Origin of the sequence: Enterobacter cloacae complex sp. P43RS, from assembly GCF_014930585.1 — a bacterium.
GTDB classification, from domain to species: domain Bacteria; phylum Pseudomonadota; class Gammaproteobacteria; order Enterobacterales; family Enterobacteriaceae; genus Enterobacter; species Enterobacter bugandensis.
In genome coordinates this window covers 148,222-165,201 of the sequence record NZ_JADBRJ010000001.1, presented here as the reverse complement: position 1 = coordinate 165,201, position 16,980 = coordinate 148,222, and the positions used below count along the sequence as shown (strand labels likewise).

At 55.1% G+C, this 16,980-nt stretch carries 18 protein-coding genes; 10 read left to right on the top strand and 8 right to left on the bottom strand.

What is annotated here, in order from left to right; all coding sequences use genetic code 11:
- Window position 1 precedes the first annotated feature (1 nt).
- The 5 genes from rsxG (at window position 2) to gstA (ending at window position 4,754) form a co-directional block, all read left to right on the top strand.
- Window positions 2–622, top strand: a complete 621-nt coding sequence (rsxG, locus tag IM294_RS00845) for an electron transport complex subunit RsxG (protein ID WP_045261492.1) — start codon at window positions 2–4, stop codon at window positions 620–622.
- A 2-nt stretch (window positions 623–624) separates the two neighbouring features.
- A complete protein-coding gene (locus IM294_RS00840) occupies window positions 625–1,311 on the top strand; it encodes an electron transport complex subunit E (RefSeq protein ID WP_023617347.1) in 687 nt (228 codons plus the stop codon).
- Entirely contained in the window at window positions 1,308–1,943 is a 636-nt protein-coding gene (gene nth / locus IM294_RS00835) for an endonuclease III (RefSeq protein WP_028012914.1), read from the top strand. The genes IM294_RS00840 and nth overlap by 4 nt, the downstream gene beginning before the upstream one ends.
- Window positions 1,944–2,534: 591 nt before the next feature.
- Window positions 2,535–4,043: a dipeptide/tripeptide permease DtpA gene (gene dtpA, locus IM294_RS00830; RefSeq protein WP_028012913.1), complete on the top strand. Its 1,509-nt coding sequence runs from the start codon at window positions 2,535–2,537 to the stop codon at window positions 4,041–4,043.
- A gap of 105 nt (window positions 4,044–4,148) precedes the next feature.
- Window positions 4,149–4,754: a glutathione transferase GstA gene (gene gstA, locus IM294_RS00825; protein ID WP_028012912.1), complete on the top strand. Its 606-nt coding sequence runs from the start codon at window positions 4,149–4,151 to the stop codon at window positions 4,752–4,754.
- 60 nt (window positions 4,755–4,814) lie between these two features.
- Here gstA and pdxY read toward each other — a convergent pair whose 3' ends face one another.
- From pdxY to anmK, 5 genes are all read right to left on the bottom strand, one after another.
- A complete protein-coding gene (pdxY, locus tag IM294_RS00820) occupies window positions 4,815–5,675 on the bottom strand; it encodes a pyridoxal kinase PdxY (RefSeq protein WP_126817448.1) in 861 nt (286 codons plus the stop codon).
- Between the two features lie 66 nt (window positions 5,676–5,741).
- Window positions 5,742–7,016: a tyrosine--tRNA ligase gene (gene tyrS / locus IM294_RS00815; protein WP_028012910.1), complete on the bottom strand. Its 1,275-nt coding sequence runs from the start codon at window positions 7,014–7,016 to the stop codon at window positions 5,742–5,744.
- Between the two features lie 125 nt (window positions 7,017–7,141).
- Window positions 7,142–7,798, bottom strand: coding sequence for a pyridoxamine 5'-phosphate oxidase (pdxH, locus tag IM294_RS00810; protein ID WP_028012909.1), 657 nt, complete (start codon window positions 7,796–7,798; stop codon window positions 7,142–7,144).
- A 57-nt stretch (window positions 7,799–7,855) separates the two neighbouring features.
- The gene (gene mliC, locus IM294_RS00805) at window positions 7,856–8,179 is read right to left on the bottom strand and encodes a C-type lysozyme inhibitor (RefSeq protein WP_028012908.1); all 324 of its coding nucleotides are present in this window, start codon (window positions 8,177–8,179) and stop codon (window positions 7,856–7,858) included.
- 93 nt (window positions 8,180–8,272) lie between these two features.
- Complete coding sequence (gene anmK, locus IM294_RS00800; protein WP_063942578.1) at window positions 8,273–9,397, bottom strand: anhydro-N-acetylmuramic acid kinase; 1,125 nt, start codon at window positions 9,395–9,397, stop codon at window positions 8,273–8,275.
- A 255-nt stretch (window positions 9,398–9,652) separates the two neighbouring features.
- Here anmK and slyB point away from each other — a divergent pair, with 255 nt between their 5' ends.
- Both slyB and IM294_RS00790 read left to right on the top strand, forming a co-directional pair.
- Entirely contained in the window at window positions 9,653–10,120 is a 468-nt protein-coding gene (slyB, locus tag IM294_RS00795) for an outer membrane lipoprotein SlyB (protein WP_028012906.1), read from the top strand.
- Window positions 10,121–10,316: 196 nt separating this feature from the next.
- Window positions 10,317–11,678 carry a GGDEF domain-containing protein gene (locus IM294_RS00790; RefSeq protein WP_126817450.1) on the top strand — a complete coding sequence of 454 codons (1,362 nt, stop codon included), beginning with the start codon at window positions 10,317–10,319 and terminating at the stop codon, window positions 11,676–11,678.
- A 37-nt stretch (window positions 11,679–11,715) separates the two neighbouring features.
- Here the strand turns inward: IM294_RS00790 and slyA are convergent, their stop codons facing one another.
- Window positions 11,716–12,156, bottom strand: coding sequence for a transcriptional regulator SlyA (gene slyA / locus IM294_RS00785; RefSeq protein ID WP_028012904.1), 441 nt, complete (start codon window positions 12,154–12,156; stop codon window positions 11,716–11,718).
- A gap of 186 nt (window positions 12,157–12,342) precedes the next feature.
- Here slyA and IM294_RS00780 point away from each other — a divergent pair, with 186 nt between their 5' ends.
- The 3 genes from IM294_RS00780 to IM294_RS00770 are packed head-to-tail and all read left to right on the top strand — an operon-like array spanning window position 12,343 to window position 15,475.
- Window positions 12,343–12,579, top strand: coding sequence for a DUF1656 domain-containing protein (locus IM294_RS00780; RefSeq protein ID WP_028012903.1), 237 nt, complete (start codon window positions 12,343–12,345; stop codon window positions 12,577–12,579).
- Between the two features lie 2 nt (window positions 12,580–12,581).
- Window positions 12,582–13,442, top strand: coding sequence for an HlyD family secretion protein (locus tag IM294_RS00775; protein WP_045261497.1), 861 nt, complete (start codon window positions 12,582–12,584; stop codon window positions 13,440–13,442).
- Window positions 13,442–15,475, top strand: a complete 2,034-nt coding sequence (locus tag IM294_RS00770) for an FUSC family protein (protein WP_041910337.1) — start codon at window positions 13,442–13,444, stop codon at window positions 15,473–15,475. The genes IM294_RS00775 and IM294_RS00770 overlap by 1 nt, the downstream gene beginning before the upstream one ends.
- Here the strand turns inward: IM294_RS00770 and sodC are convergent.
- Window positions 15,454–15,972: a superoxide dismutase [Cu-Zn] SodC gene (gene sodC / locus IM294_RS00765; protein ID WP_063438364.1), complete on the bottom strand. Its 519-nt coding sequence runs from the start codon at window positions 15,970–15,972 to the stop codon at window positions 15,454–15,456. The two genes, IM294_RS00770 and sodC, sit on opposite strands and share 22 nt — an antisense overlap.
- 80 nt (window positions 15,973–16,052) lie before the next feature.
- On the bottom strand, window positions 16,053–16,949 hold the full coding sequence (locus IM294_RS00760) for an aldo/keto reductase family oxidoreductase (protein WP_028012899.1): 897 nt from the start codon (window positions 16,947–16,949) through the stop codon (window positions 16,053–16,055).
- Between the last annotated feature and the right edge of the window lie 31 nt (window positions 16,950–16,980).

The following is a 16,980-nucleotide window of genomic DNA, read 5'->3' as shown; positions in this document are numbered from 1 at the left end:
CATGTTAAAAACGATGCAAAAACACGGCGTCACGCTGGCTGTCTTCGCCGCGGTTCTGACGGGGCTGACGGCACTGGTTAATGCGCTGACCAAAACGACCATCGAAGAACAGGCCTCGAAGCAGCAAAAGGCGCTGTTCGATCAGGTGATCCCGTCCGATTTCTACGATAATGACCTGCAAAAAAGCTGCTTTGTGGTAGACGCGCCGCAGCTTGGGAAAGGCCCGCACCGCCTCTTTATCGCCCGCAAAGGGGATAAACCGGTCGGCGCGGTGATGGAAGCGACCGCGCCTGATGGCTATTCCGGCGCCATTCAGCTGCTCGTGGGCAGCGATTTCTCCGGTACCATCCTGGGCACCCGCGTGACGGAGCATCATGAAACGCCGGGTCTTGGCGACAAAATTGAAACCCGTCTGAGCGACTGGATTTTGCACTTTGCCGGTAAAGTGATCCATGGTGAAGATGACACCGCGTTTGCGGTGAAGAAAGACGGCGGCGAGTTTGACCAGTTCACGGGCGCAACCATCACCCCGCGGGCGGTGGTAAACGCCGTAAAACGAGCCGGGCTGTACGCTGAAACGCTGCCCGCGCAGATCAACAATCTTCCGGCCTGTGAGGAGTAATCATGAGCCAGGTTAAAGAGGTTATTGTCCAGGGATTGTGGAAGAACAACTCCGCGCTGGTACAGCTTCTGGGTATGTGCCCCCTGCTGGCGGTGACATCCACCGCCACCAACGCGCTCGGTCTGGGTCTGGCAACCACGCTGGTATTGACCCTGACCAACCTCTCCATCTCTGCCCTGCGACGCTGGACGCCGTCGGAAATTCGTATTCCGATTTACGTCATGATCATTGCGTCGGTGGTCAGTATTGTCCAGATGCTGATTAACGCCTACGCGTTTGGTCTGTACCAGTCGCTCGGGATCTTCATTCCTCTTATCGTCACCAACTGTATCGTGGTCGGGCGTGCGGAAGCGTTCGCGGTAAAAAACAGCCCAGCCATGTCGGCGCTGGATGGTTTTTCCATTGGCATGGGCGCCACGTGCGCCATGTTCGTGCTGGGCTCGCTGCGTGAAATCCTCGGCAACGGTACGCTGTTCGACGGCGCAGATGCGCTGCTGGGCGGCTGGGCTAAAGCGCTGCGCGTTGAGGTGTTTCACACCGATACGCCATTCCTGCTGGCGATGCTACCGCCCGGCGCGTTTATTGGCCTCGGCATGATGCTGGCAATAAAATACCTGATTGATGAGAAACGTAAGCGCCGCGCGGCTGAGCGCAGCGTTCTGGAAGGGACACCCGAGAAGGCCTCATGAATAAAGAAAAGCGCATTGCGATCCTGACCCGTCTGCGGGACGAGAACCCGCACCCGACGACGGAGCTGAATTTTACCTCCCCGTTTGAGCTGCTGATCGCGGTGTTGCTCTCTGCGCAGGCGACCGACGTGAGCGTCAATAAAGCCACTGCCCTGCTCTATCCGGTCGCCAATACGCCGAAGGCCATGCTGGAGCTGGGCGTGGAAGGCGTGAAGTCATATATCAAAACCATCGGCCTGTTTAACAGCAAAGCCGAGAACGTGATTAAGACCTGTCGGATCCTGCTGGAACAGCACGGAGGCGAAGTACCGGAAGATCGCGCCGCGCTGGAAGCCTTGCCGGGCGTGGGGCGTAAAACCGCGAACGTTGTGCTCAATACCGCGTTTGGCTGGCCGACCATCGCCGTTGATACGCATATATTCCGCGTCTCAAACCGGACCAATTTCGCCCCAGGGAAAAATGTCGAGCAGGTAGAAGAGAAGCTGTTAAAAGTGGTTCCTGCCGAATTCAAGGTTGACTGCCACCACTGGCTGATTTTGCACGGTCGTTATACCTGCATAGCCCGAAAGCCGCGCTGCGGCTCCTGCGTTATTGAAGATCTCTGCGAATATAAAGAAAAAGTCTATCCCTGATCGTCATAATCCCCTACCAAAAGAAGGACTACCGTTCGTTCTTCTTTTGGCCGTTATTTGTCCGCTCTTACTTTCTTCTGACTTGTCACTTGTTCGGCTCTATAACGCTCAAACAGGTTAATACTTTTTTCATAGCCAAAAATTTCTATACATCTGTGATCGCGATCACTCTGATAACGTCATGTTGATTTTTTGTAGTCAAAGTCATCGCAAACCCTTTGCCGGGCAAGATTTAAATGCGTTTACCCGGAAGATAAGACCAGCTATTTTTCAGAATATGGGCTATATCACTACAACAAGCGGCAAATAGCAGAACATATCGCCAAAACCCCATCACACTGGGTGTATACCAGTCGAAAAAACTACCTTTAGTTATCGTATAAAATTTAACGCTAAATAACATTTGTAGAAACCGACAATTATACCGTTCAAGATATATGTAACAGATTATTACAAACGTATTGCCAGACGGGGCAGGATAGTGAACATTACCCGCCGTTTCTCCTCCCAATATAACTATAAGGCGGATGGGCTACGGCCATCACGCGATGAACACCCCCGTTAATATGGGATGTAAAAAAAGAGGTATATGTGTCGACTGCAAACAATAAACCAACAGATGAAAGCGTGAGTCTGAACGCTTTTAAACAACCGAAAGCGTTTTATCTCATCTTCTCTATCGAGTTATGGGAGCGTTTTGGTTACTACGGCCTGCAAGGGATCATGGCGGTTTACCTGGTTAAACAACTGGGTATGTCCGAAGCCGATTCCATCACGCTGTTCTCCTCCTTTAGTGCCCTCGTTTACGGTCTGGTTGCTATCGGCGGCTGGCTGGGTGATAAAGTTCTCGGTACTAAGCGCGTCATTATGCTGGGTGCCATTGTTCTGGCTATTGGCTATGGTCTGGTTGCATGGTCAGGACATGATGCGGCTGTGGTCTACATGGGCATGGCAACCATCGCCGTGGGTAACGGCCTGTTCAAAGCGAACCCGTCTTCCCTGCTCTCAACCTGCTACAGCAAAGATGACCCACGTCTGGACGGTGCATTTACCATGTACTACATGTCCATCAACATCGGTTCCTTCTTTTCCATGCTGGCAACCCCATGGCTGGCCGCGAAATTCGGCTGGAGCGTGGCGTTTGCGCTGAGCTTCGTGGGTATGCTGATCACCGTGGTAAACTTCCTGTTCTGCCGCAACTGGGTGAAAGACTACGGTTCAAAACCTGACTTCGAGCCTGTACACATGGGCAAGCTGCTGGCTACCATCGTGGGCGTTGTCGTCCTGGCGGCGATCGCCACCTGGCTGCTGCACAACCAGGGTATCGCTCGTGCCGTTCTGGGCGTAGTTGCGCTGGGCATCGTGGTCATCTTCGCGAAAGAAGCGTTCGCTATGAAGGGTGCAGCCCGTCGTAAGATGATTGTGGCGTTCATTCTGATGCTGGAAGCGATTATCTTCTTCGTGCTGTACAGCCAGATGCCAACCTCTCTGAACTTCTTCGCTATTCGTAACGTTGAGCACTCTATCCTGGGTATCGCATTCGAACCCGAGCAGTTCCAGGCACTGAACCCATTCTGGATCATGATCGGTTCCCCGATTCTGGCCGCAATCTATAACAAGATGGGCGATCGTCTGCCAATGCCGCACAAGTTCGCGGTGGGTATGGTGCTCTGTTCTGGTGCGTTCCTGGTGCTGCCGCTGGGGACTAAGTTTGCGTCCGACGCCGGTATCGTGTCCGTTAACTGGCTGATCCTGAGCTACGCGCTGCAGTCTATCGGCGAACTGATGATCTCCGGTCTGGGTCTGGCGATGGTTGCACAGCTGGTTCCACAGCGTCTGATGGGCTTCATTATGGGTAGCTGGTTCCTGACCACTGCCGGTGCGGCGATCATCGCCGGTAAGATCGCGAACCTGATGGCTGTGCCAGAAAACGTGACCGATCCGCTGCTCTCCCTGAACGTCTACGGTACCGTGTTCATGCAGATTGGTATCGCTACGGCGGTTATCGCGGCGCTGATGCTGCTGACCGCGCCGAAACTGAATCGAATGACTCAGGACGACGACAAGACGGCGGAAGCGAACAAAACCGCTACCGCGTGATATTTGAGAGAAACGACAGAACAGAAGCCGCTAAGAGATTAGCGGCTTTTTTTTTGTCCCTTCGCGCACTAACATAGCTGAAACCTCAGCAAAAAGGAGTTACCGATGAAACTGTTCTACAAACCGGGCGCGTGCTCTCTTGCTTCCCATATCACCCTGCGCGAGAGCGGCAAAGATTTCACGCTGGATGGCGTTGATCTGATGAAAAAGCGCCTGGAAAACGGGGATGACTTTTTTGCGATTAACCCAAAAGGGCAGGTTCCGGCCCTGCTGTTGGATGACGGAACTCTGCTGACCGAAGGCGTGGCGATTATGCAGTTCCTGGCGGACAACGTACCGGATCGCCAGCTCCTTGCCCCTACCGGCAGCGTCGCACGTTATAAAACGCTGGAGTGGTTGAACTATATCGCCACCGAGCTGCACAAAGGTTTTACCCCCCTCTTCCGCCCGGATACGCCGGAAGAGTACAAGCCTACCGTGCGAGCTCTGCTGGAGAAAAAGCTGCAGTATGTTAACGAATCGCTGAAAGACGATCAGTGGATTTGTGGTTCACGCTTCACCATTGCCGACGCGTACCTGTTTACCGTACTGCGCTGGGCGCGTGCGGTTAAGCTGAACCTGGAAGGGTTGGACCATATCGCATCGTATATGGCGCGCGTGGCGGAGCGTCCAGCGGTGGCCGCGGCGCTAAAAGCGGAAGGGTTGAATTAAGCGAGGCGTCTGTGTTGCCGGGTGGCGCTGACGCTCACCCGGCCTACGAACTCTGGACGATTATAGCCGTGTGGCGCTGAAATAGTGCTCCGGCTTCGCGATACGATCCTGTGCCGCGACCACCTGCAGTTCATATTCCTGCATCTCTTTCGTCGCAATCATAATTTCGTACACCGCTGCCGTCACGTGCTCCAGCGCGTCTCTCACCGTTGCACCCTGCAACAGTTTCACCAGCAGTAGCCCGCTGGTCACATCACCCACGCCCACCGGCTGACGCGTGCCGAAATCCACCAGCGGACGGCTGATATGCCATGCGTCATCTTTCGTCACCAGCAGCATCTCAAAACGCTCCTGGGTCAGCCCTGCGCGGGCGAGATGTTTTACCAGCACAATCTCCGGCCCCTGGGCTATCAGCTCGCGAGACGCGCGTACAGCCTCTTCTACGCTGTCAACCGGATGCTCGCAGAGGATCTCCAGCTCAATCAGGTTGGGCGCAATGATATCGCTGGCGGGCAGCGCATGGCGAACATGAAATTCCGCTACGCCAGGCGCCACAATGCAGCCTTTCTCCGGGTGTCCCATGACGGGGTCGCAGAAATATTTTGCCGCCGGGTTTGCCGCTTTCACCTGACGGACGATGCCGAGGATGTGTTCCCCCTGCTCCGCTGAGCCGAGGTAGCCGCTCAGAACGGCGTCGCAGCGCTTGAGCTGGTCGATATCCGCAATACCCTGCACAACCTCTGTGAGGTGCGAAGGCGGCATCACGCAACCGGTCCATTTGCCGTATTGCGTGTGGTTAGAGAACTGCACGGTATTGAGAGGCCAGACGTTGGCACCGAGGCGGCGCATCGGGAATTCCGCTGCGCTATTGCCAGCATGTCCAAACACAACGTGGGACTGAATGGCGAGGATGTTCTTCATCTTTTTCTTACCAAACCCTGAACAAACAAAAAGGGCGTGGTTTCCCACGCCCCTCGAGACTTTTACTTACTTCCAGCAGACCAGACAGTAGTTTTTCTTACCGCGGCGCAGCAGCGTGTAGCGGCCATACAGACGGTCGCCGTCAACGAAGGTGTATTCCGGATCAGCCTGCTTTTCACCGTTGATGGTGATAGCGTTGGAGGCGATGGTTTTACGCGCCTGACCACGGGAAGGCTGGAGCTCAGAGTCCACCAGCGCCTGCATCAGGTCAGCTCCTTTCTCCATCTCAACCATCGGCACGCCGTCCTGCGCCAGCTGTTCGAAGTCCGCTTCGCTCAGATCGCTCAGCGTACCGTTGAACAGGCTTGCGGTGATGCGTTTTGCCGCGGCCAGGCCCTCTTCACCATGAACCAGTTTGGTCACTTCGTCCGCCAGCACGTACTGGGCACGCGGCGCTTTACCGCTGTTCTTATCTTCCTCTTCCAGCGCATTGATCTCTGCAATGTCCATGAAGGTGAAGAACTTCAGGAAGCGGTAAACATCGGCGTCCGCCGTGTTGATCCAGAACTGATAGAATTTGTACGGGCTGGTTTTCTTCGGATCGAGCCACACCGCGCCGCCTTCGGTTTTACCGAATTTGGTGCCGTCTGCTTTGGTGATCAGTGGAACGGTCAGGCCGAAGACCTGGTTCTGATGCAGACGACGGGTCAGGTCGATACCGGAGGTGATGTTCCCCCACTGGTCAGAGCCGCCGATCTGCAGAGAGACGCCGTGCAGCTTGTTCAGGCAGGCAAAGTCATAGCCCTGCAGCAGGTTGTAGGAGAACTCGGTAAAGGAGATACCCTGATCGTCACGGTTCAGACGCTGCTTGACCGCTTCTTTGTTAATCATCTGGTTAACAGAGAAGTGCTTGCCGATGTCACGCAGGAAGGTCAGCACGTTCATGCCGCCAAACCAGTCGTAGTTGTTAGCAGCAATGGCAGAGTTATCACCACAGTTGAAGTCGAGGAACGGTGCAACCTGTTTGCGGATCTTATCCACCCACTCCTGCACGGTATCTTCGGTGTTCAGCTTACGCTCCGCGGCTTTAAAGCTCGGGTCACCAATCAGACCGGTCGCGCCGCCCACCAGGGCAACAGGCTTATGGCCCGCCATCTGAAAGCGTTTCAGGCATAACAATGGAACAAGATGCCCCAAATGCAAGCTGTCAGCGGTGGGATCGAAGCCGCAATAGAGCGCGATCGGGCCTTGCGCCAGTCGCTCTGCTAACGCTTCCTCGTCCGTCACCTGGGCCACGAGGCCCCGCTCTTGCAATTGTTTAATCAAGTTACTGCTTGCCATCAAATTCTCCATGTATAAACGACTGCACCTTTGCCGGTACACGACTTTTCGCCTGATGCGAAAGGACCATAGAATAAAGCGCAAGCGCGGTGTGCGCTAGCGCTTAAATCAACAAATTTCGGGGATTACGGGGCCAGTCTGTCGATTTTCCAGCCGCCATTCTCGCGCTGGTATAAAAAGCGGTCATGCAGGCGATGCTCACCGCCCTGCCAGAATTCCATCTGCTCAATCGGAATGCGGAAGCCGCCCCAGAAGCTGGGCAGCGGAATTTCCCCCTGCTGGAACTTCTGTTTCAGCTCCAGGAATTTACTTTCCAGCACGCCGCGGGCAGAGATCCGGCTGGACTGTTTTGACACCCAGGCACCAATCTGGCTGTCGCGCGGGCGGCTGTGGAAATACTTCACCACCTCAAGGGTCGAGAGACGTTCCGCTTTACCGGTGACCATCACCTGACGTTCAAGCATATGCCACGGGAACAGCAGGCTGATGCGCGGGTTGTTTTCTAAGTGGTGCGCCTTGCGGCTGCCCAGATTGGTATAGAACACCAGCCCTTTCTCGTCGTAATGCTTAAGCAAGACGATGCGCTGATACGGTTGACCGTTTTCATCTACCGTCGCGACGACCATGGCCGTTGGGTCGGCCAGCTTCGCGTCGCAGGCCTGTTTCAGCCAGCGCTCAAAAAGCACGAGGGGTTCAGCGGGAAGATCCTGGCGACGCAGGCCGCCTTTGGTGTATTCACGGCGCAGATGCGCAATTTGCTGCAGTTCGTCGTTATCTGACATGGCGTTAGCTGATCTTGAGATTGGGTGGCGCTATTGTGCGCCGCCCCTGTAAAAATCTCAACGCTTCGGATTTTCAAGCTGGCAGTTGTTCAGCACAATGCGGTCTCGTTTGTAGACCGTGGCGCTGTCGCCTTTCGACCAGAAGACATAGATGCCGTCCGAATAACGCGCCCCGGAGGCCGAGATACCCTGCTTAAGGGTTAGCAGCTTGTTATCGTAAACGAAGCTGGCTTCCTGACGCGGGTTATTCAGCTTCACGGTCAGCGGTTTTTCATCGCAGCGATACTCCAGCGTATCGGTCTGCATGCGCTCAAGGAACTGGTTATAGACGCTGCATCCTGACAGCAATAAAGGCGCGGCAATAAGAAGAAGTTTTTTCATGGTCGTATTCCGAAGACTTTCCTGGTCCTGGAGGGCATGGCTGCCCCCCTGTTTTATTCCATTCTAACGACGAGGCGCCGCGCTGAATTTCAGTTAACTCTGATTATGACGAGGATTTGCAGGGAAAATCGCCCCGAGGACGCTGGCCTCGCGCGCGCCGGTTACCGACGGCAAATTCCCTGGCCGCCCTGCGATAGTGCGCCAGGCAAGCCAGGCGAAAGCCAGCGCTTCCATATCATCCCCGCTGATGCCGGCCTCGTCCGTCGTCGTCACCTCGGTGCCCGGCAGCAGCCCGGCAAGACGCGCCATCACCAGCGGGTTTCGGCTTCCCCCGCCGCACACCAGCAGGCGTTCGCAGCCGCCGCTGAGCAGCACTTGCTCAGAGATCGACACGGCCGTTAATTCGGCAAGCGTCGCCTGGACATCCTGCGGAGCGAGTGCCGGGAACAGCGCAAGCTGGCGCTCGAGCCAGCCAAAGTTGAAGTATTCTCGTCCCGTGCTTTTCGGCGCCGGTAAGGCAAAATAAGGGTCGCTGAGCATGGACTGCAGCAGCGGGAGAACCACTTTACCCTCGCTCGCCCACTCGGCGTTTTTATCATACGGTTGACCGCACTGCCGCCAGATCCAGGCATCCATTAACATATTCCCCGGGCCGGTATCGTAGCCGCGAACGGGCTGCCCCGGAATAAGCATCGAGAGGTTAGCAATCCCGCCTATGTTGAGCACCATGCGGCGTTCTGTTGGGTGCGCCAGCAACGCCTGATGGAAGGCAGGCACCAGCGGCGCGCCCTGGCCGCCAAGCGCAATATCGCGGCGACGAAAATCCCCGACGACCGTTACGCCCGTCTTCGCCACAATCTGGTTGTTATCGCCGATTTGCAACGTATGCGGCGCGTCGCCAGTCGGCTCATGCCAGACGGTTTGTCCGTGACACCCGATGGCGACCACATCCTGGGGACGAAGGTGTTCTTTTTGCATTAACGCCTGCACCGCATCCGCAAACAGCGCCCCCAGCCGAACATCAAGTTGACCAAGCTGGGAGAGGGTTAACTGCTGCCCCTGACAGATGCTCAGAATGTCCTCTTTCAGCGAAAGGGGGATTGGCCAGGTCAGGCTCGCCTGCTGTGCCACCATATGTTCGTCAATGGCGGCCAGAACGACATCTACCCCATCCAGACTGGTGCCCGACATCACACCAATGTAGCGACCCGATTTCATGCGCTTTCCTTACGTTGCGTGGGCTAAGGATATCCACTCAACCATAAACAGCGCTCCTTTGCCATCCGACGATAATATTTTTTAACAATGTCTTGCCGGTATGGCGAGTGGCTCCTGTTTATGTCTCGTTAAGTCAAATTCAAGTACAATTTTCTTATTGTTAGTGCAAAGATATGAACTATGGCTCTTTATGCCATATAATTTAGCCATAACGGATGCCTCCAGATGGGCGTTTTTGGTGAACAGGAGATTCAAATGATTGTACGTGTACTGGGCGTTTCGCTGATTGGTTTAACCCTGGCTGGCTGTGTGAACGACAGCTCGCTGTCTGGCGACGTTTACAGCGCTTCTGAAGCAAAACAGGTTCAGAGCGTGACTTACGGTACCGTTGTTAACGCCCGTCCTGTGCAAATTCAGGGTGGTGATGAAAACAACGTGATGGGCGCAATCGGCGGTGCTGTACTGGGTGGTTTCCTGGGTAATACCGTTGGCGGCGGCACGGGCCGTTCTCTGGCAACCGCAGCGGGGGCTGTAGCGGGTGGTGTCGCGGGTCAGGGCGTTCAGGGCGCGATGAACAAAACCCAGGGTGTAGAGCTGGAAATTCGTAAAGACGACGGCAGCACCATTATGGTTGTTCAGAAGCAGGGCAACACCCGCTTCTCGGCTGGTCAACGCGTCGTGCTGGCGAGCAACGGCAGCCAGGTTACCGTTTCTCCGCGTTAATTAAAAATGGATGTGGTCATCAGGTCACATCCATTTACAATATATATCACCCTCACAAATATATTTACAGAATGCATTCATCCCACGCATTATTAAACGCGCCATATATTGTTTCTGCGCAAAGTATTTAGCGTGCTAATTGATTAAACTCTTCGCAATCATCTCTTCATAATTATTTTAATTTGTATAACTTTATATGCTTGCGAATAGTCGTTCTGTAAAAGGTCGTTATATCTCGTTCTGTTTCGGTTGCTTGGTCGTCATCGGAATATTACAGGCTTTATTTTCAAAACTGGTTGACTGGGTTCCGTCCTTTTCGCCTCTTTTGTTCCCCACACTCACCATTTTTTTACTCGTGTTTCACCTGTTTATTGCCTGTTTTATGGCAATGAAATACTGGTGTGATAAGCGGCGGCTCTATCTGATTGCCATCTCATTTGCCTTTGCCGGTTCGGCCTTGCTGATGGTCGGAACATTGACCAGCTTTCCGGCGTGGCTGGATCTCTATCAGTTCAACGTTGTGAACTACAACGATGCGATGATCTACTATATGTTCCGCCACCTCTTAATGGCGGTGCTGATGATCGTTTCGGCATTACTTTATCCCACGCGCAATCTGCCCCTTTCACGGTTGGCGCATATCATCATCGTTAGCGGTTCATTTCTTTTTACCGCATGTATGGTGATGCTGGCCTGGATGTATTCCAGCCATTCCCCGTTTTTATCCCTCGATCTGGTTGATAATGAAACGCGGCAGTTTATGGTTCTCTGGAGCCACAGCATTAATATTTCATTAATCGTTCTCTGGGTCGTGACACTAGCCACGCTGATGTTTATTACGCGCGTGCGTAATCTGTTCTGGGTAGGCGGTAATTTTCTGTGTGTCTGCTATGTCGTCACGCTCTCTATGCTGTTGGTAGGCGGACATGCAGAAGATATATCCTGGTATCGCGCCCGATTATTTGAAACCGTCGCGACGCTGATTATTATTTTTGTGCTGCTCTATGATGTCTTCAGGTTGTATCGTGACTCCCATTTGAAGTATCAGCAGTCGTATCAAAATTCGATTCGCGATCCGCTCACGCGCCTGTATAACCGCAGCTATTTTTATGAATCGTTAAACCAGGCGCTGGGCATCGCCAAACCCAGCCGCCCGGTTTCGGTTATCGTCAGCGATCTCGATCGTTTCAAGCGTATCAACGACAACTACGGTCACCTGCAGGGAGATAAAGTCCTGCAGTTTGTCGCCAATCTGCTGATGGACTCCGTACGTCCGCAGGATATCGCAGCGCGAATCGGCGGCGAAGAGTTTGTCCTGATGCTGGCAAACACCTCCGCAGAAGACGCATATCAGGTGGCAGAGCGCATTCGGTTGAAGCTAAGCGGTTTTGATAAAATTAGCAGCGAGGGTCAGTTACCAGAGCCGATTACCATCAGCATGGGTGTGTTTACGGCAACCTCTTCGTCGGTAAGCGCAGAAGCGTGCGTGGAAAGTGCCGATAAGGCGATGTATGAAGCGAAAGAGACGGGCCGTAACCGCGTCGTTGTCTTTAAGTAAAAACAAGGCCTTGCAGATGCAAGGCCTTGTTGTCTGGTCAGTCGCGAGACTGTAGCTCGTGAATGTTTTGCTCAAGGCGCGCAATGAGGCTGATGAGCATTTCCAGCTCCGTCGGTGAAACCCCTGAAAGGATTTCACCGCGCGTTTTGGTGATCACCGCTTCCATTTCAGTGATGATAGGCGCCGCTTTCTCCGTCAGCTTAATGCGCTTGGCGCGACGATCGCTGGCGCAGGTTTGCCGGGAGATCAGTCCCTTCTCTTCCAGTTGGTCAAGCGTGCGCACCAGCGACGGTTGCTCAATGCCTATCGCTTTAGCCAGTTGAATTTGCGACTGGTCGGGCGGCAGCTGATGAATGTTGTGCAACGTGACCCAATGCGTCTGCGTCAGTTCCAGAGGTTTCAGGCGATGGTCAATCAGAGCACGCCAGACGCGTACCAACCTTGCCAGATCAGAACCTAATGGCGATTCCAATTTCATCTCCTTATAATTAGCTTGCTAAGTTATTATACTGATTTTAGAATAGTGTGCAGCATTTGTATTGGCAAAACAAATGCAATACTGCATTCATCGGACTCAAAAGTATGACTTACACTGAATTATGATGCTTCTTCATACTCAGACAAGCCAACGCGGCATTCTGTTCACTGCAAAGGATTTCTGCCTGTGATCTTTTTTCATCGCTCAGAAGGTTTACCCCTTCAGGACCTGATCTTCGGTGCGTCAGTCTACTTTCCTCCCCTGTTTAAAGCCGTGCTGGTGGGCTTTGTTCTCTGGCTCATCGCGCATCGCCTGCTTCGCGACTGGATGTACTCCGGCGAAATCTGGCACCCCATGCTGATGGATCTCTCCCTGTTTGCCCTCTCCGTATGCCTGGGCCTTGCTGTTCTGATCGTGTGGTGAATATGCCTCTGAAAACGCTGAAGTACTTTTCCACCCTGTTCGTTCTTGTCCTCGCCCTGGCTGCTGGATGGTGGTTGTGGAATTATTATATGCAGTCCCCCTGGACCCGTGACGGCAAAGTTCGCGCTGAGCAGGTCAGCATCACCCCCCAGGTGTCGGGAAGTATCACAACGCTGCTGGTTAAGGATAATCAGTACGTTAAAAAGGGAGAGGTGTTATTCCGCATCGACGACACCCCGTATCACATTGCGATTCTGAACGCCCAGGCGCAGCTGGCAAAAGCCCAGTCTGACCTTGCAAAGGCCAATAATGAGGCCAATCGCCGCCGTCACCTGTCGAAAAACTACATCTCCGCGGAAGATTTAGATACCGCCAATATCAACGTCAAGGCCATGCAGGCGAGCGTCAACGTGGCTGAGGCCACGCTGAAGCAGGCGCAGTGGGAATTAACCCAAACCGTGGTCACCGCACCCGTCGACGGATGGGTGACCAACCTCTCCGCCCGGGTGGGAAATTATGCCACCGCCGGTCAGCCGGTTTTTGCTCTCGTCGACAGCCACTCGTTCTACGTCGTGGGCTATTTCGAAGAGACCAAGCTTCGTCATATCCGTGAAGGCGCACCCGCCGCCATAACGCTGTATAGTGGCCCGCAAAAGTTACAGGGTCACGTTTCCAGCATTGGCCGCGCCATTTACGATCAAAGCGTTGAAACGGATTCCGGGCTGGTGCCGGACATCAAGCCGAACGTACCGTGGGTGCGCCTGGCTCAACGCGTGCCTGTGCGCGTGGAGTTTGACCGTTTACCCGAGGACATCACGCTGGTTTCCGGCACCACCTGCACTGTCTCTATCGGAACCCGTTAATGAAGCTGCAGGCGCTCTCCTGGCAAAACACGCCGTGGATGAAAGCGACGCGCCCCCAGTGGCGCTACGCGCTGCGTAACGGCATTGCCATGTGCCTGGCGCTGACTGTTGCCTATTATCTGAACCTGGATGAACCCTACTGGGCGATGACCTCCGCGGCGGTGGTAAGCTTCCCCACCGTTGGCGGGGTGATCAGCAAAAGCCTTGGCCGTATCGCAGGTAGCCTGCTGGGCGCCACCGCGGCGTTAATCATTGCGGGCCACACGCTGAACGATCCGTGGCTGTTCCTGCTGAGCATGGCGGCATGGCTGGGTTGCTGTACCTGGGCCTGCGCCCATTTCACCAATAACGTGGCCTATGCTTTCCAGCTGGCGGGCTATACCGCCGCCATTATCGCCTTCCCGGTCGTCAACGTGCTCGACACCACCGAGCTATGGGATATCGCACAGGCGCGCGTCTGCGAAGTCATTGTCGGGATCCTCTGCGGCGGATTTATGATGATGATCCTGCCCAGCACCTCTGACGGCACTGCGCTTATCACTGCGCTGAAAACCATGCATACCCGGCTACTGGAACATGCGAGCCTGCTGTGGCAACCGGATACCAGCGATGACATCCGCCTCGCGCATGAAAAGGTTATCGGGCAGATCCTGACCATGAATCTGTTGCGAATTCAGGCGTTCTGGAGCCATTACCGTTTTCGCCGTCAGAACACGCTGCTTAACTATTTGCTGCACCAGCAGCTGCGCATGACCAGCGCTATCTCCAGCCTGCGCCGAATGCTGCTCAACTGGCCGACACCGCCAGAAAACACCCGCGCGGTAATCGAAACCCTGCTCGCGGCGCTCGCGCGACCGGATGCGGACATCTATACCGTCGCGAAGATCATCGCCCCGCTCGCCCCGGTGGATGAGTTTGATTATCGCCATCGCGCCTTCTGGCAGCGGCTGAATTACTTTTGTCGGCTATACCTGCGCAGCAGCCGCTGGATTAAGGCGGTAGAGAATGCTACCCCGGTCACGGAGTTCGCCGTTCCCGGCAGCCCGGCTCTCGCACGTCACACCGATTATCTGGAAGCGCTGTGGAGCGGTTTTCGCACCTTCAGCGCACTGATGCTGGTGGGGGCGTGGAGCATTACTACGCAGTGGGAGTCAGGTTCTGCGGCGTTAACGCTTGCCGCTATCAGCTGCGTGCTTTACTCCGTCGCGGCCTCGCCGTTTAACTCGCTTACGTTGCTGCTGCGAACGCTTGTTTTGCTATCACTGTTCAGTTTTGTGGTGAAGTTTGGCCTGATGGTACAGATAAGCGATCTCTGGCAGTTTCTGCTGTTCCTGTTTCCGCTGCTAACTACGATGCAGCTCCTTAAGCTGCAAATGCCGAAACTGGCGGGTCTGTGGGGGCAGCTGATTGTCTTTATGGGCTCGTTTATCTCCGTGACGAATCCGCCGGTGTATGATTACGCCGCTTTTCTGAATGACAACCTGGCAAAGATCCTTGGCGTCGGGCTGGCGTGGCTGGCCTTCGCGGTGTTGCGTCCCGGCTCTGACGCACGCAAAAGCCGTCGACATATCCGTGAATTGCGCAGAGGATTTGTCGACCAGCTCAGCCGCAAGCCGCATCTGCAAGAAAGCGAGTATGAATCGCTGGTTTATCACCACGTCAGCCAGTTAAATAACAGCCAGGACGCGCTGTCCCGCCGCTGGCTGCTGCGCTGGGGGGTGGTGCTGTTGAACTGCTCGCACGTGGTCTGGCAGCTTCGCGCATGGGAAACGCGCTCCGATCCGCTGTCGCAGGTACGTGATGTGTGTATCTCTCTGCTACGCGATGTGATGAGCGAGCGCGGCGTTCAGCAGCGGCCTCTGGAGGCCACACTGGCTGAACTGCAGCGGATCTGCGACACCCTTGCCCGGCATCATCTTCCCGCAGCCCGCGATTTGGCCTCGATAATCTGGCGCCTGCACTGCTCGCTGTCGCAGCTGGAACAGGCGCCCCCGCCGGGAACGATTGGGGATCAGATTACGCCGCAGGCATAGCGCGCCCCGCCGCCGCCAAGCGGTTTAGGCTGATCGGACATGTTATCGCCGCCCACATGGATCATCAGCGCTTTGCCTTTGACCTCATCCAGCTTTTTCAGCCGCGGGGCCACGACCGGATCCGTGGCTTTACCGTCATTGTTTACCACCAGCACCGGCAAGTCGCCCAGGTGTCCCATACCTTCAGGCCCTTCATGTTTGCCTGAATTCTGCGGGTCAAGGTGGCCCCCTGCTGCTTCCGCTGCCGACGGTTTACCCTCTTTCATGGCTGGCTGACAGCTCCCTTTGGCATGAACATGGAAGCCGTGTTCGCCCGGCGGGAGTGCTTTAAGATCGGGTGCGAATTTCAGCCCTTTATCGGTCTCGGTGATTTTCACCGTCCCGATGGACTGACCCACACCCTGTGAGGTGACGAGATTCATTTCTACTTCGTCGCTGGCTGCCTGCGCCCCTGCGCAAACAACCAGCGTGACCAATGCCAGAGTAAAACGCTTCATATGACCTCCGCTGGTTATTTTTTGCCCCTTAAGTGTATACCAGGGGCCCAGATTTCACCGGAAAGTCACCTTCTTGCGGTTTAAGGCACGTCGTAACCCAGCGCGGCTTTGCGGATGCGGAACCACTGCTGGCGGGTCATCTGCAGCTCTTCGGCGGCCAGCGCGGAACGGACGCGTTCAATTTTCCCGGAGCCAATAATCGGCAGCGGTTTTGACGGCAGACGCAGGATCCAGGCGTAAACCACCTGCTCTATGCTCTGGGCGTTCAGCTCGCGGGCGATGGTTTCCAGCTCATTGCGCAGCGGCTGGAACGCATCATCATTAAACAGGCGTCCACCGCCGAGGCACGACCAGGCCATCGGGCGAATGCGCAGCTGCTGCAGCTGGTCGAGCGTACCATCCAGCAGCAGCGGCTGATGCACCGGGGAGATCTCAACCTGGTTAGTGGCGAGCGTAAACGGCAGACGAGACTGAAGCAGCGCAAACTGGGCCGGGGTAAAGTTGGAGACGCCGAAGTGACGCACCTTCCCACTCTGATGCAGACTCAGGAAGGCTTCCGCCACCTCGTCGGCATCCATGAGCGGGTCCGGACGATGAATCAGCAGCAGGTCGATACGATCGGTTGCCAGATTGACCAGCGACTGCTCGGCGCTCTTGATGATATGAGCGCTGTCGGTGATGTAGTGGCCGAGGGCATGCTCCGGTTTGGCCGTGGTGGCAATACCGCATTTGGTAACGATCTCCATGCGCTCCCGGAGTGCCGGAACCAGCTTGAGCGCCTCGCCAAAGGCGGCTTCACACTGATAGCCACCGTAAATATCCGCATGATCGACGGTTGTTACCCCTAAATCGATATGCTCTTCAATAAAGCTTGCCAGCTGGAGGGGGGACATATTCCAGTCCATCAGGCGCCAGTAGCCCATCACAAAACGGGAGAATTCTGGCCCCTGGGGGGCAAGGGTAATACGCTGAACCATAACATTTTCCTCAAGGACGTGATGTCATGAG

What these genes read in the sequence shown, in the direction of transcription:
- rsxG (WP_045261492.1), top strand. Translation starts at nt 2, where the DNA reads ATGTTAAAAACGATGCAAAAACACGGCGTCACGCTGGCTGTCTTCGCC.
- IM294_RS00840 (WP_023617347.1), top strand. Translation starts at nt 625, where the DNA reads ATGAGCCAGGTTAAAGAGGTTATTGTCCAGGGATTGTGGAAGAACAAC.
- nth (WP_028012914.1), top strand. Translation starts at nt 1,308, where the DNA reads ATGAATAAAGAAAAGCGCATTGCGATCCTGACCCGTCTGCGGGACGAG.
- gstA (WP_028012912.1), top strand. Translation starts at nt 4,149, where the DNA reads ATGAAACTGTTCTACAAACCGGGCGCGTGCTCTCTTGCTTCCCATATC.
- pdxY (WP_126817448.1), bottom strand. Translation starts at nt 5,675, where the DNA reads ATGAAGAACATCCTCGCCATTCAGTCCCACGTTGTGTTTGGACATGCT.
- tyrS (WP_028012910.1), bottom strand. Translation starts at nt 7,016, where the DNA reads ATGGCAAGCAGTAACTTGATTAAACAATTGCAAGAGCGGGGCCTCGTG.
- pdxH (WP_028012909.1), bottom strand. Translation starts at nt 7,798, where the DNA reads ATGTCAGATAACGACGAACTGCAGCAAATTGCGCATCTGCGCCGTGAA.
- mliC (WP_028012908.1), bottom strand. Translation starts at nt 8,179, where the DNA reads ATGAAAAAACTTCTTCTTATTGCCGCGCCTTTATTGCTGTCAGGATGC.
- anmK (WP_063942578.1), bottom strand. Translation starts at nt 9,397, where the DNA reads ATGAAATCGGGTCGCTACATTGGTGTGATGTCGGGCACCAGTCTGGAT.
- slyB (WP_028012906.1), top strand. Translation starts at nt 9,653, where the DNA reads ATGATTGTACGTGTACTGGGCGTTTCGCTGATTGGTTTAACCCTGGCT.
- IM294_RS00790 (WP_126817450.1), top strand. Translation starts at nt 10,317, where the DNA reads ATGCTTGCGAATAGTCGTTCTGTAAAAGGTCGTTATATCTCGTTCTGT.
- slyA (WP_028012904.1), bottom strand. Translation starts at nt 12,156, where the DNA reads ATGAAATTGGAATCGCCATTAGGTTCTGATCTGGCAAGGTTGGTACGC.
- IM294_RS00775 (WP_045261497.1), top strand. Translation starts at nt 12,582, where the DNA reads ATGCCTCTGAAAACGCTGAAGTACTTTTCCACCCTGTTCGTTCTTGTC.
- IM294_RS00770 (WP_041910337.1), top strand. Translation starts at nt 13,442, where the DNA reads ATGAAGCTGCAGGCGCTCTCCTGGCAAAACACGCCGTGGATGAAAGCG.
- sodC (WP_063438364.1), bottom strand. Translation starts at nt 15,972, where the DNA reads ATGAAGCGTTTTACTCTGGCATTGGTCACGCTGGTTGTTTGCGCAGGG.
- IM294_RS00760 (WP_028012899.1), bottom strand. Translation starts at nt 16,949, where the DNA reads ATGGTTCAGCGTATTACCCTTGCCCCCCAGGGGCCAGAATTCTCCCGT.